A 13,307-nucleotide genomic window follows, 5' to 3' on the forward strand; every position below is an offset into this window, starting at 1 on the left:
GACCGGCAACTGCGAGCTGCCGGAAGGCGTCGAGATGGTAATGCCGGGTGACAACGTCAAGATGACCGTCACCCTGATCGCCCCGATCGCCATGGAAGACGGCCTGCGCTTCGCTATCCGCGAAGGCGGCCGTACCGTTGGCGCCGGCGTGGTTGCCAAGATCATCGAATAATCGATTGATCTTTCCCTCTCAGGCCGGCATAATGGTCGGCCTGACTTTGTTCTAGGCCAGTAGCTCAATTGGCAGAGCGGCGGTCTCCAAAACCGCAGGTTGGGGGTTCGATTCCCTCCTGGCCTGCCAAATTTCTCGACGAAATTTGGCATTTCTTCAACGGGATTCCCAGCAGATGAATGCGAAGGCAGAAGCCAACGAGTCGCGTTTTGACATCTTGAAGTGGCTCTTGGTCGCAGTGGTTGTCGTGGTCGGCGTCGTCGCCAACCAGTATTACTCCGCTCAACCGCTCCTCTATCGCGTGCTCGGTATCCTGGTTCTTGCGGCTGTAGCTGGCTTCGTGGCCCTGCAGACCGTCAAGGGTCGTGCCTTCTTCACCCTGGCGAAAGAGGCGCGTGCCGAGATTCGCAAGGTCGTATGGCCGACTCGCCAAGAAACGACTCAGACCACCATGATCGTGGTCGCTGTAGTGCTGGTTATGGCGCTGCTGCTGTGGGGGCTCGACTCCCTGCTGGGTTGGTTGGTTTCCATGATCGTAGGTTAAGGGTGTTCCGTGGCTAAGCGTTGGTACGTAGTGCATGCCTACTCGGGTTACGAGAAGCATGTCATGCGCTCGCTGATCGAGCGGGTCAAGCTGGCCGGCATGGAAGACGAGTTCGGCGAGATTCTGGTTCCCACGGAAGAAGTCGTGGAAATGCGTAACGGCCAGAAGCGCAAGAGCGAGCGCAAGTTCTTCCCCGGCTATGTGCTGGTCCAGATGGAAATGAACGAGGGTACCTGGCACCTGGTCAAGGACACTCCTCGCGTCATGGGCTTCATCGGCGGTACCGCCGACAAGCCGGCTCCGATCACCGACAAGGAGGCTGAGGCCATCCTGCGTCGTGTCGCCGACAGCGGCGACAAGCCCAAGCCGAAGACGCTCTTCGAGCCGGGTGAAACCGTTCGCGTCATCGACGGTCCCTTCGCGGACTTCAATGGCGTGGTTGAAGAGGTCAACTACGAAAAGAGCCGGATCCAGGTCGCAGTGCTCATTTTCGGTCGCTCTACCCCGGTAGAGCTGGAGTTCAGCCAAGTCGAGAAAGTCTGACTTGCACAATGCATCCCACACCCCGCAGCCATAGGCTGCGGGGTTTTGTCGTCCTTGGGATAAACGCGAAAGCAACCGGGGAGCCCTTGTGGCGCTAGAACCCGTAACTGGAGTAGCACATGGCTAAGAAAATTCAGGCTTACATCAAGCTGCAGGTAAAGGCTGGTCAAGCCAACCCGTCGCCGCCGGTCGGTCCCGCTCTGGGCCAGCACGGCGTGAACATCATGGAGTTCTGCAAGGCGTTCAACGCCAAGACCCAGGGCATGGAGCCCGGTCTGCCGACTCCGGTGATCATCACCGTTTACAGCGACCGCAGCTTCACCTTCGAAACCAAGAGCACCCCGGCTTCGGTACTGCTGAAGAAAGCTGCTGGCATCAGCAGCGGCTCCAGCCGTCCGAACAGCCAGAAAGTGGGCACCGTTACCCGTGCTCAGCTGGAAGAGATCGCCAAGACCAAGCAGGCCGATCTGACCGCAGCTGACATGGATGCGGCCGTGCGTACCATCGCCGGCTCCGCGCGTAGCATGGGCCTCAACGTGGAGGGTGTGTAATGGCTAAGCTGACCAAGCGCCAAAAGGCTATCGCCGAGAAAATCGAAGCCGGCAAGCAATACGGCTTCGAAGACGCCGCCAAACTGCTGGCCGAGCTGTCGACCATCAAGTTCAAGGAGTCCGTGGACATCGCCATCAACCTGGGCGTCGATCCGCGTAAATCCGACCAGGTCGTTCGTGGTGCCACCGTTCTGCCGAACGGCACCGGCAAGAGCGTCCGCGTTGCCGTCTTCACCCAGGGCCCGGCTGCCGAAGCCGCTCTGGCTGCAGGCGCCGACAAGGTCGGTATGGACGAGCTGGCTGCCGAGATGAAGGCCGGCGACCTGAACTACGACGTGGTCATCGCCTCCCCGGACGCGATGCGCGTTGTCGGTCAGCTGGGTCAGGTTCTCGGCCCGCGCGGCCTGATGCCGAACCCGAAAGTCGGTACCGTGACCCCGGACGTAGCCACTGCCGTGAAGAACGCCAAGGCTGGTCAGGTTCGCTTCCGTACCGACAAGAACGGCATCATCCACGCCTCCGTTGGCAAGATCGATTTCGAGCCGGTCAAGCTGAAGCAGAACGTCGAAGCTCTGCTGGCTGACCTGAAGCGCCTGAAGCCCGCCTCCTCGAAGGGCGTGTACGTTCAGCGCGTGACCCTGAGCACCACCATGGGCCCGGGTCTGCAGATCGATCAGGCTTCCCTGGAAGGCTGATAGGACAAAGTCGGGTGGTGGGCCTGGCCCATCACCCGCAGGTATTGGGGTCCCTGCCTGGCGGGGGCTGTCCAAGACCGTAGGCGGCGCAAGCCTTAAACCACAAGCCTACGCAGATGGTGCTCCCGATTCGTTAACCGGATCAGACACCAAAACGCCGTCCGGCTCCGGCTGGACGAAACGGTAACATCCAGGAGTAAACCCGTGGCAATTAAACTCGAAGACAAGAAGGCCATCGTCGCTGAAGTCAACGAGGCTGCCAAAGCCGGTCTGTCCGCTGTCGTGGCTGATGCCCGTGGCGTGACCGTCGGCGCAATGACCGGACTCCGTAAAGAGGCCCGCGCAGCTGGTGTGTACGTGAAAGTCGTACGTAACACCCTGCTCAAGCGCGCCGTTGAAGGCACTCAGTTCGAAGTGCTCAACGACACGTTCAAGGGCCCGACCCTGATTGCTTTCTCCAACGAACATCCGGGCGCTGCCGCCCGTATCTTCAAGGAGTTCGCCAAGGGTCAGGACAAGTTCGAGATCAAGGCGGCCGCGTTCGAGGGTCAATTCCTCGCAGCCAATCAGATCGACGTTCTGGCGACCCTGCCGACCTACAACGAAGCCGTTGCACAGCTGATGAGCGTGATCCAAGGCGCCACCAGCAAGCTGGCTCGTACTCTGGCGGCTATTCGCGACCAGAAAGAAGCCGCCGCTGCCTAAGGCAACCGGTACGCTTTCAAACCTTTTTTGTTTAATCGATGGCGCGAGCGCCGTCACCCAATACAGGAATTAGAGTCATGGCTCTGACCAACGAAGACATCATCAACGCCGTATCCGAAATGTCCGTCATGCAGATCGTTGAACTGATCAAGGCGATGGAAGAGAAGTTCGGCGTTACCGCTGCTGCCGCTGTTGCCGCTGGCCCGGCTGTTGCCGCTGCCGCTGCCGAAGAGCAGACCGAGTTCACCATCGTCCTGGCCGAAGCCGGCGACAAGAAAGTGAACGTGATCAAGGTCGTTCGTGAACTGACCGGCCTGGGCCTGAAAGAAGCCAAGGCTGTCGTTGACGGCGCCCCGGGCGTGGTCAAGGAAGGCGCTTCGAAAGAAGAGGCCGAAGCTGCCAAGAAAGCCCTGGAAGAAGCTGGCGCCAAGGTCGAGCTCAAGTAAGCTCGCCCCTTGCGTCTACAGCCCGAGCGTCAAGCGACAGGCTGATGGCTGGTGGCTTTTTGCCACCGGCCTTTTTCCGTTCTGGGTGAGGTGCCGACAGGCCCCTTCCCATAACGGAAAACTCCCACCCTCAGGGGTGGCGCAAACGCCAGGTTTGCACGATTTTTCGGCTGCTCCCGTGGGAGAGGCCAAACAAGCAGGTGACCAAGCTGGGGAACGCTGATGGCTTACTCATACACTGAGAAAAAACGTATCCGCAAGGACTTTAGCAAGTTGCCGGACGTCATGGATGTGCCGTATTTGCTGGCCATCCAGCTGGATTCCTATCGCGAATTCCTGCAGGCAGGTGCAAGCAAGGATCAGATCCGCGACATCGGTCTGCATGCGGCCTTCAAGTCCGTTTTCCCGATTATCAGCTATTCCGGCAACGCTGCCCTGGAATACGTCGGTTATCGCCTGGGTGAGCCGGCCTTCGACGTCAAGGAGTGCGTGCTGCGCGGCGTGACCTTCGCCGTCCCGCTGCGGGTGAAAGTGCGCCTGATCATCTTCGACAAAGAGTCGTCGAGCAAAGCGATCAAGGACATCAAGGAACAGGAAGTCTACATGGGGGAAATCCCCCTGATGACCGAGAACGGTACCTTCATCATCAACGGTACCGAGCGCGTCATCGTTTCCCAGCTGCACCGTTCCCCGGGTGTGTTCTTCGATCACGACCGTGGCAAGACCCACAGCTCCGGCAAGCTGCTGTACTCCGCGCGCATCATTCCTTACCGCGGTTCCTGGCTGGACTTCGAATTCGATCCGAAGGACTGCGTGTTCGTCCGTATCGACCGTCGCCGCAAGCTGCCGGCGTCCGTCCTGCTGCGCGCGCTGGGCTATAGCACCGAGGAGATCCTCGATGCCTTCTACGCGACCAACGTCTACCACATCAAGGGCGAAGGTCTGCGTCTGGAGCTGGTGCCGCACCGTCTGCGCGGCGAGATCGCCAGCTTCGACATCAAGGATGCCGCCGGCAAGGTCATCGTCGAAGCGGGCCGCCGTATCACCGCGCGCCACATCAACCAGCTGGAAAAGGCTGGCATCACCGAGCTGGAAGTGCCCTTCGACTACCTCATTGGCCGTACCGTGGCCAAGGCTGTCGTGCACCCGGCTACCGGCGAGATCATCGCCGAGTGCAACACCGAGCTGACCGTCGACGTACTGGCGAAGATCGCCAAGGCCCAGGTCGTGCGCCTGGAAACCCTGTACACCAACGACATCGACTGCGGTCCGTTCATCTCCGACACGCTGAAGATCGACTCCACCGGCAACCAGTTGGAAGCCCTGGTCGAGATCTACCGCATGATGCGTCCCGGCGAGCCGCCGACCAAGGAAGCCGCAGAGACCCTGTTCGGCAACCTGTTCTTCAGCGCCGAACGCTACGACCTGTCCGCCGTCGGCCGCATGAAGTTCAACCGCCGCATCGGCCGCAGCGAGATCGAAGGTCCGGGCGTGCTGAGCAAGGAAGACATCGTCGACGTACTGCGCACCCTGGTCGACATCCGTAACGGCAAGGGCATCGTCGACGACATCGACCACCTGGGCAACCGTCGCGTCCGCTGCGTCGGCGAGATGGCCGAGAACCAGTTCCGCGTTGGCCTGGTGCGCGTCGAGCGCGCGGTCAAGGAACGTCTGTCCATGGCCGAAAGCGAAGGCCTGATGCCGCAGGACCTGATCAACGCCAAGCCGGTGGCCGCCGCGATCAAGGAGTTCTTCGGTTCCAGCCAGCTGTCGCAGTTCATGGACCAGAACAACCCGCTCTCCGAGATCACCCACAAGCGCCGTGTCTCCGCACTCGGCCCGGGCGGTCTGACCCGTGAGCGCGCGGGCTTCGAGGTCCGTGACGTACACCCGACCCACTACGGCCGCGTGTGCCCGATCGAAACCCCCGAAGGTCCGAACATCGGTCTGATCAACTCCCTGGCGACCTACGCCCGCACCAACAAGTACGGCTTCCTGGAAAGCCCGTACCGCGTGGTGAAGGAAGGTCTGGTCAGCGACGAGATCGTGTTCCTCTCCGCCATCGAAGAGGCCGACCACGTGATCGCCCAGGCCTCCGCGACCCTGGACGCCAAGGGCCGCCTGATCGACGAGCTGGTCGCCGTACGTCACCTGAACGAATTCACCGTGAAGGCGCCGGAAGACGTCACCCTCATGGACGTATCGCCGAAGCAGGTCGTTTCCGTCGCTGCCTCGCTGATTCCGTTCCTCGAGCACGACGACGCCAACCGTGCGCTCATGGGTTCGAACATGCAGCGTCAGGCCGTTCCGACCCTGCGCGCCGACAAGCCGCTGGTGGGCACCGGCATGGAGCGCAACGTCGCCCGTGACTCCGGCGTCTGCGTGGTGGCTCGCCGCGGCGGTGTGATCGACTCGGTCGACGCCAGCCGTATCGTGGTGCGCGTGGCGGATGACGAGGTCGAGACCGGTGAAGCCGGCGTCGACATCTACAACCTGACCAAGTACACCCGTTCCAACCAGAACACCTGCATCAACCAGCGTCCGCTGGTCAGCAAGGGTGACGTGATCGCCCGCGGCGACATCCTCGCCGACGGTCCGTCCACCGACATGGGTGAACTGGCCCTGGGCCAGAACATGCGCGTCGCGTTCATGCCCTGGAACGGCTTCAACTTCGAAGACTCCATCTGCCTGTCCGAGCGCGTGGTCCAGGAGGATCGTTTCACCACGATCCACATCCAGGAGCTGACCTGCGTCGCCCGTGACACCAAGCTCGGCCCAGAAGAAATCACCGCGGACATCCCGAACGTGGGTGAGGCCGCGCTGAACAAGCTGGACGAAGCTGGCATCGTCTACGTCGGCGCCGAAGTGCAGGCCGGCGACATCCTGGTCGGCAAGGTCACCCCGAAAGGCGAGACCCAGCTGACTCCGGAAGAGAAGCTGCTGCGCGCGATCTTCGGTGAGAAGGCGTCCGACGTTAAGGACACCTCCCTGCGCGTGCCGACCGGCACCAAGGGCACCGTGATCGACGTCCAGGTCTTCACCCGCGACGGCGTGGAGCGCGACAGCCGCGCCCTGTCCATCGAGAAGATGCAGCTCGACGAGATCCGCAAGGACCTCAACGAGGAGTTCCGCATCGTCGAAGGCGCCACCTTCGAGCGTCTGCGTTCGGCCCTGGTCGGCGCCGTCGCCGATGGCGGCCCGGCGCTGAAGAAAGGCACCGAGATCACCGACGAGTACCTCGACGGTCTCGAGCGCGGCCAGTGGTTCAAGCTGCGCATGGCCGAAGACGCCCTGAACGAGCAGTTGGAGAAGGCCCAGGCCTACCTCAGCGACCGCCGTCAGATGCTCGACGACAAGTTCGAGGACAAGAAGCGCAAGCTGCAGCAGGGCGACGACCTGGCTCCGGGCGTGCTGAAGATCGTCAAGGTCTACCTCGCCATCAAGCGCCGCATCCAGCCGGGCGACAAGATGGCCGGCCGCCACGGTAACAAGGGCGTGGTCTCGGTGATCATGCCGGTCGAAGACATGCCGCACGACGCCAACGGCACGCCGGTGGACATCGTTCTGAACCCGCTGGGCGTACCCTCGCGTATGAACGTCGGTCAGATCCTCGAAACCCACCTGGGCCTCGCGGCCAAGGGCCTGGGCGAGAAGATCAACCGCATGCTCGAAGAGCAGCGCAAGATCGCCGAGCTGCGCCAGTTCCTGAACGAGATCTACAACGAGATCGGTGGCCGCCAGGAGAACCTGGAAGAGCTGTCCGATAACGAGATCGTCGCTCTGGCCAACAACCTCAAGGGCGGCGTGCCCATCGCTACCCCGGTGTTCGACGGTGCCAAGGAGCGCGAGATCAAGGCCATGCTGAAGCTGGCCGACCTGCCGGAGAGCGGCCAGATGCGCCTGTTCGACGGCCGCACCGGCAACCAGTTCGAGCGTCCGACCACCGTCGGCTACATGTACATGCTCAAACTGAACCACCTGGTCGATGACAAGATGCACGCACGTTCCACCGGCTCCTACAGCCTGGTCACCCAGCAGCCGCTGGGTGGCAAGGCGCAGTTCGGTGGCCAGCGTTTCGGGGAGATGGAGGTCTGGGCGCTGGAAGCCTACGGCGCCGCCTACACCCTGCAGGAAATGCTGACCGTGAAGTCGGACGACGTGAACGGCCGTACCAAGATGTACAAGAACATCGTGGACGGGGATCACCGCATGGAGGCCGGCATGCCCGAGTCCTTCAACGTGCTGATCAAAGAGATCCGCTCGCTCGGCATCGATATCGAACTGGAAACCGAATAACACGTGACGATAAACGGTGCGGCGGCTAGCCGCCGCACCGGGTCCGTGAGGAGGAAAGGCCTTGAAAGACTTGCTCAATCTGTTGAAAAACCAGGGTCAAATCGAGGAGTTCGATGCCATCCGTATTGGTCTGGCCTCGCCCGAGATGATTCGTTCCTGGTCGTTCGGCGAAGTTAAGAAGCCGGAGACCATCAACTACCGTACCTTCAAGCCGGAGCGCGATGGCCTGTTCTGCGCCAAGATCTTCGGCCCGGTGAAGGACTACGAGTGCCTGTGCGGTAAGTACAAGCGCCTGAAGCACCGCGGTGTGATCTGCGAGAAGTGCGGCGTCGAAGTCGCCCTGGCCAAGGTGCGCCGCGAGCGCATGGGCCACATCGAGCTGGCCTCGCCGGTCGCCCACATCTGGTTCCTGAAGTCCCTGCCGTCCCGTATCGGCCTGCTGCTGGACATGACCCTGCGTGACATCGAGCGCGTGCTCTATTTCGAGAGCTACGTGGTGATCGACCCGGGCATGACCACCCTGGAGAAGGGCCAGCTGCTGAACGACGAGCAGTACTTCGAAGCCCTCGAAGAGTTCGGTGACGACTTCGACGCGCGCATGGGCGCCGAGGCCGTTCGCGAGCTGCTCAACCAGATCGACCTGGAGCACGAGATCGGCCGCCTGCGCGAAGAGATTCCGCAGACCAACTCGGAAACCAAGATCAAGAAGCTGTCCAAGCGCCTGAAGCTGATGGAAGCCTTCCAGGGCTCCGGCAACCATCCGGAGTGGATGGTGCTGACCGTCCTGCCGGTGCTGCCGCCGGACCTGCGTCCGCTGGTTCCGCTGGATGGCGGCCGCTTCGCGACTTCGGATCTGAACGATCTGTACCGCCGGGTGATCAACCGTAACAACCGTCTGAAGCGCCTGCTCGACCTGGCCGCTCCGGACATCATCGTGCGCAACGAAAAGCGCATGCTGCAGGAAGCCGTCGACGCCCTGCTGGACAACGGCCGCCGCGGTCGCGCCATCACCGGCTCGAACAAGCGCCCGCTGAAGTCCCTGGCCGACATGATCAAGGGCAAGCAAGGTCGCTTCCGTCAGAACCTGCTCGGCAAGCGCGTGGACTATTCCGGTCGTTCGGTGATCACCGTCGGCCCGACCCTGCGCCTGCACCAGTGCGGCCTGCCGAAGAAGATGGCCCTCGAGCTGTTCAAGCCGTTCATCTTCGGCAAGCTCGAAGCCCGTGGCATGGCCACCACCATCAAGGCCGCGAAGAAGATGGTCGAGCGCGAACTGCCCGAGGTCTGGGACGTTCTCGCCGAAGTCATCCGCGAACACCCCGTGCTGCTGAACCGTGCGCCGACCCTGCACCGTCTGGGTATCCAGGCGTTCGAGCCGGTGCTCATCGAAGGCAAGGCGATCCAGCTGCACCCGCTGGTGTGCGCGGCGTACAACGCCGACTTCGACGGTGACCAGATGGCCGTCCACGTTCCGCTGACCCTCGAGGCCCAGCTGGAAGCGCGCGCGCTGATGATGTCGACCAACAACATCCTCTCGCCCGCCAACGGCGAGCCGATCATCGTGCCGTCGCAGGACGTGGTGATGGGTCTGTACTACATGACCCGTGAAGCCATCAACGCCAAGGGCGAGGGCATGGCCTTCGCTGACCTGCAGGAAGTCGACCGCGCGTACCGCAGCGGCCAGGTGTCCCTGCACGCCCGCGTGAAAGTACGGATCAACGAGAAGATCAAGAACGAAGACGGCAGCCTGACCGCCAACACCCGCATCGTCGACTCTACCGTCGGCCGTGCCCTGCTGTTCCAGGTCGTACCGGCAGGCCTGCCGTACGACGTGGTCAACCAGCCGATGAAGAAGAAGGCGATCTCCAAGCTGATCAACCACTGCTACCGCGTGGTGGGTCTGAAGGACACCGTCATCTTCGCCGACCAGCTGATGTACACCGGCTTCGCCTACTCGACCATCTCCGGCGTCTCGATCGGCGTGAACGACTTCGTCATCCCGGACGAGAAGGCGCGCATCATCAATGCCGCCACCGAGGAAGTGAAGGAGATCGAGACCCAGTACGCCTCCGGCCTGGTAACCCAGGGCGAGAAGTACAACAAGGTGATCGACCTCTGGTCCAAGGCCAACGACGAAGTGTCCAAGGCGATGATGGCCAACCTCTCGAAAGAGAAGGTCATCGACCGCGAGGGCAAGGAAGTCGACCAGGAGTCCTTCAACTCCATGTACATGATGGCGGACTCCGGTGCGCGGGGTTCCGCGGCCCAGATCCGTCAGTTGGCCGGTATGCGTGGCCTGATGGCCAAGCCGGACGGCTCGATCATCGAGACCCCCATCACCGCGAACTTCCGTGAAGGCCTGAACGTACTCCAGTACTTCATCTCCACCCACGGTGCTCGTAAAGGCCTGGCGGATACCGCACTGAAGACCGCGAACTCCGGTTACCTGACCCGTCGCCTGGTCGACGTGGCCCAGGACCTGGTGGTGACCGAGATCGACTGCGGCACCGAGCACGGCCTGCTGATGTCGCCGCACATCGAAGGCGGCGACGTGGTGGAACCGCTGGGCGAGCGCGTGCTCGGCCGTGTGGTCGCGCGCGACGTGTTCAAGCCCGGTGGCGACGACGTCATCGTGCCGGCCGGCACCCTGATCGACGAGAAGTGGGTCGATTTCCTCGAGCAGATGAGCGTCGACGAAGTCCTGGTCCGTTCGCCGATCACCTGCGAAACCCGTCACGGCATCTGCTCCAAGTGCTACGGCCGCGATCTGGCCCGTGGTCACCAGGTGAACATCGGTGAAGCGGTCGGCGTCATCGCCGCGCAGTCGATCGGTGAGCCGGGTACCCAGCTGACCATGCGTACCTTCCACATCGGTGGTGCGGCCAGCCGGACCTCCGCCGTGGACAACGTCCAGGTGAAGAACGGCGGTACCATCCGCCTGCACAACCTGAAGCACGTCGAGCGTGCCGACGGCGCGCTGGTGGCGGTTTCCCGTTCCGGCGAGCTGGCCGTGGCCGACGACTTCGGTCGCGAGCGCGAGCGCTACAAGCTGCCGTACGGCGCCGTGATCTCCGTGAAGGAAGGTGACAAGGTCGACCCGGGCGCCATCGTCGCCAAGTGGGACCCGCACACCCACCCGATCGTCACCGAAGTGGACGGTACCGTTGCCTTCGCCGGCATGGAAGAGAACATCACCGTCAAGCGCCAGACCGACGAACTCACCGGTCTGACCAACATCGAAGTGATGGATCCGAAAGACCGTCCGGCTTCCGGCAAGGACATCCGTCCGGCGGTGAAGCTGATCGACGCCGCAGGCAAGGACCTGCTGCTGCCGGGCACCGACGTGCCGGCGCAGTACTTCCTGCCCGCCAACGCCCTGGTCAACCTGACCGACGGCGCCAAGGTGCGCGTGGGTGACGTGGTTGCACGTATCCCGCAGGAAACCTCGAAGACCCGCGACATCACCGGTGGTCTGCCGCGCGTTGCCGACCTGTTCGAGGCTCGTCGTCCGAAAGAACCTTCGATCCTGGCGGAAATCAGCGGCACCATTTCCTTCGGCAAGGAAACCAAGGGCAAGCGCCGCCTGGTCATCACGCCGAACGATGGTAGCGATCCGTACGAGGAGCTGATTCCGAAGTGGCGTCACCTGAACGTGTTCGAAGGCGAACAGGTGAACCGCGGCGAAGTCATCTCCGACGGCCCGAGCAACCCGCACGACATCCTGCGTCTGCTGGGCGTCAGCTCGCTGGCCAAGTACATCGTCAACGAGATCCAGGACGTGTACCGCCTGCAGGGCGTGAAGATCAACGACAAGCACATCGAGACCATCCTGCGGCAGATGCTGCGCAAGGTCGAAGTGGCCGAGTCGGGCGACTCCTCCTTCATCAAGGGCGACCAGGTCGAACTGGTCCAGGTGCTGGAAGAGAACGAAGTACTGGCCACCGTGGACAAGTTCCCGGCCAAGTACGAGCGCGTCCTGCTGGGTATCACCAAGGCCTCGCTGTCGACCGAGTCGTTCATCTCCGCGGCATCCTTCCAGGAGACCACCCGCGTCCTCACCGAGGCGGCGGTCACCGGCAAGCGCGACTTCCTGCGCGGCCTGAAGGAAAACGTGGTGGTCGGTCGTCTGATCCCGGCGGGTACCGGCCTTGCCTATCACAGCGAGCGCAAGCGTCAGCGCGAGCTCGGCAAACCGCAGCGCGTGAGCGCCAGCGAAGCCGAAGCAGCACTGGCCGAAGCGCTCAACCTGAGTGGCAATTAAGCCTTGAGCGAAGCCCCGGCTGTCCTGACAGCCGGGGCTTTGTCTTGACGGGGTGCTGGAAGCTCTTTAGTATTTTGTACCCCGAAAATTGGCAGGGCGCATGCTCTGCCATTTCGTTTAAGTGTCGTAAGACAATCAGTGGAGCTATAGATGGCAACTATCAACCAGCTGGTGCGTAAGCCGCGCAAGCGCATGGTCGACAAGAGCGACGTGCCGGCGCTGCAGAACTGCCCGCAACGTCGTGGCGTATGCACCCGCGTATACACCACCACGCCGAAAAAGCCGAACTCGGCACTGCGTAAGGTATGCCGTGTTCGCCTGACCAACGGCTACGAAGTCACTTCGTACATCGGTGGTGAAGGTCACAACCTGCAAGAGCACAGCGTAGTGCTGATCCGTGGCGGTCGTGTAAAGGACCTTCCGGGTGTGCGTTACCACACCGTGCGCGGTTCGCTGGACACCTCGGGTGTCAAAGACCGTAAGCAGGGTCGTTCCAAGTACGGCGCCAAGCGTCCGAAGTAATCGTTTTTTCCTATTTGCTGAGTCGATAAGAGTAAGGTCGGGCGCGTAACCAAAGTGTTGCAGTCCCGGGCTAACCTGAAGACCGTTTGAGGGCTTATCAATGCCAAGACGTCGTGTAGCGGCCAAACGTGAGATCCTGGCCGATCCGAAATACGGAAGCCAGATTCTGGCCAAGTTCATGAACCACGTGATGGAAAGCGGCAAGAAAGCCGTTGCCGAGCGTATCGTTTACGGTGCTCTGGACAAGGTCAAAGAGCGCAGTAAAGGTGACCCCCTGGAACTCTTCGAGAAAGCTCTCGACGCCATCGCTCCGCTGGTCGAAGTGAAGTCCCGCCGTGTCGGCGGTGCTACCTACCAGGTTCCGGTCGAAGTACGTCCGTCCCGTCGTAATGCCCTGGCCATGCGCTGGCTGGTGGACTACGCCCGCAAGCGCGGCGAGAAGTCCATGGCCCTGCGCCTCGCCGGCGAACTGCTGGATGCCGCCGAAGGCAAAGGCGCCGCCGTCAAGAAGCGTGAAGACGTGCACCGTATGGCTGAAGCCAACAAGGCCTTCTCCCACTACCGCTTCTAAT

11 protein-coding genes and 1 tRNA gene are annotated in these 13,307 nt (G+C 62.0%); all 12 read left to right on the plus strand.

Annotated elements, in window-relative coordinates; all coding sequences use genetic code 11:
* On the plus strand, nucleotides 1-172 hold a 172-nt coding region (locus FG99_RS32995), incomplete at its 5' end, for an EF-Tu C-terminal domain-related protein (RefSeq protein ID WP_256205140.1).
* A 53-nt stretch (nucleotides 173-225) separates the two neighbouring features.
* A tRNA-Trp gene (locus FG99_RS27455) sits at nucleotides 226-301 on the plus strand.
* A 46-nt stretch (nucleotides 302-347) separates the two neighbouring features.
* Nucleotides 348-716, plus strand: coding sequence for a preprotein translocase subunit SecE (gene secE, locus FG99_RS27460; RefSeq protein WP_009617115.1), 369 nt, complete (start codon nucleotides 348-350; stop codon nucleotides 714-716).
* A 9-nt stretch (nucleotides 717-725) separates the two neighbouring features.
* On the plus strand, nucleotides 726-1,259 hold the full coding sequence (gene nusG / locus FG99_RS27465) for a transcription termination/antitermination protein NusG (protein ID WP_009617117.1): 534 nt from the start codon (nucleotides 726-728) through the stop codon (nucleotides 1,257-1,259).
* A gap of 119 nt (nucleotides 1,260-1,378) precedes the next feature.
* The gene (rplK, locus tag FG99_RS27470) at nucleotides 1,379-1,810 is read left to right on the plus strand and encodes a 50S ribosomal protein L11 (RefSeq protein ID WP_009617119.1); all 432 of its coding nucleotides are present in this window, start codon (nucleotides 1,379-1,381) and stop codon (nucleotides 1,808-1,810) included.
* Nucleotides 1,810-2,505, plus strand: coding sequence for a 50S ribosomal protein L1 (gene rplA, locus FG99_RS27475; RefSeq protein ID WP_009617121.1), 696 nt, complete (start codon nucleotides 1,810-1,812; stop codon nucleotides 2,503-2,505). Before rplK ends, rplA begins: the two co-directional genes overlap by 1 nt.
* Before the next feature lie 204 nt (nucleotides 2,506-2,709).
* On the plus strand, nucleotides 2,710-3,210 hold the full coding sequence (rplJ, locus tag FG99_RS27480) for a 50S ribosomal protein L10 (protein WP_009617123.1): 501 nt from the start codon (nucleotides 2,710-2,712) through the stop codon (nucleotides 3,208-3,210).
* Between the two features lie 77 nt (nucleotides 3,211-3,287).
* Nucleotides 3,288-3,656: a 50S ribosomal protein L7/L12 gene (rplL, locus tag FG99_RS27485; protein ID WP_009617125.1), complete on the plus strand. Its 369-nt coding sequence runs from the start codon at nucleotides 3,288-3,290 to the stop codon at nucleotides 3,654-3,656.
* 222 nt (nucleotides 3,657-3,878) lie between these two features.
* Nucleotides 3,879-7,952: a DNA-directed RNA polymerase subunit beta gene (rpoB, locus tag FG99_RS27490; protein ID WP_043273412.1), complete on the plus strand. Its 4,074-nt coding sequence runs from the start codon at nucleotides 3,879-3,881 to the stop codon at nucleotides 7,950-7,952.
* 61 nt (nucleotides 7,953-8,013) lie between these two features.
* The gene (gene rpoC, locus FG99_RS27495; RefSeq protein ID WP_009617128.1) at nucleotides 8,014-12,213 is read left to right on the plus strand and encodes a DNA-directed RNA polymerase subunit beta'; all 4,200 of its coding nucleotides are present in this window, start codon (nucleotides 8,014-8,016) and stop codon (nucleotides 12,211-12,213) included.
* 150 nt (nucleotides 12,214-12,363) lie between these two features.
* A complete protein-coding gene (rpsL, locus tag FG99_RS27500; protein WP_009617130.1) occupies nucleotides 12,364-12,735 on the plus strand; it encodes a 30S ribosomal protein S12 in 372 nt (123 codons plus the stop codon).
* A 100-nt stretch (nucleotides 12,736-12,835) separates the two neighbouring features.
* Nucleotides 12,836-13,306 carry a 30S ribosomal protein S7 gene (gene rpsG / locus FG99_RS27505; protein ID WP_009617132.1) on the plus strand — a complete coding sequence of 157 codons (471 nt, stop codon included), beginning with the start codon at nucleotides 12,836-12,838 and terminating at the stop codon, nucleotides 13,304-13,306.
* The last annotated feature ends 1 nt before the right edge of the window (nucleotide 13,307 follow it).

It is taken from the genome of Pseudomonas sp. AAC, from assembly GCF_000725445.1.
Lineage (GTDB): Bacteria > Pseudomonadota > Gammaproteobacteria > Pseudomonadales > Pseudomonadaceae > Pseudomonas > Pseudomonas citronellolis.

Coding starts and splice junctions, on each gene's coding strand:
- rplA (WP_009617121.1), top strand. CDS start 1,810: ATGGCTAAGCTGACCAAGCGCCAAAAGGCTATCGCCGAGAAAATCGAA.
- rpsG (WP_009617132.1), top strand. CDS start 12,836: ATGCCAAGACGTCGTGTAGCGGCCAAACGTGAGATCCTGGCCGATCCG.
- rpoB (WP_043273412.1), top strand. CDS start 3,879: ATGGCTTACTCATACACTGAGAAAAAACGTATCCGCAAGGACTTTAGC.
- rpsL (WP_009617130.1), top strand. CDS start 12,364: ATGGCAACTATCAACCAGCTGGTGCGTAAGCCGCGCAAGCGCATGGTC.
- rplK (WP_009617119.1), top strand. CDS start 1,379: ATGGCTAAGAAAATTCAGGCTTACATCAAGCTGCAGGTAAAGGCTGGT.
- rplL (WP_009617125.1), top strand. CDS start 3,288: ATGGCTCTGACCAACGAAGACATCATCAACGCCGTATCCGAAATGTCC.
- secE (WP_009617115.1), top strand. CDS start 348: ATGAATGCGAAGGCAGAAGCCAACGAGTCGCGTTTTGACATCTTGAAG.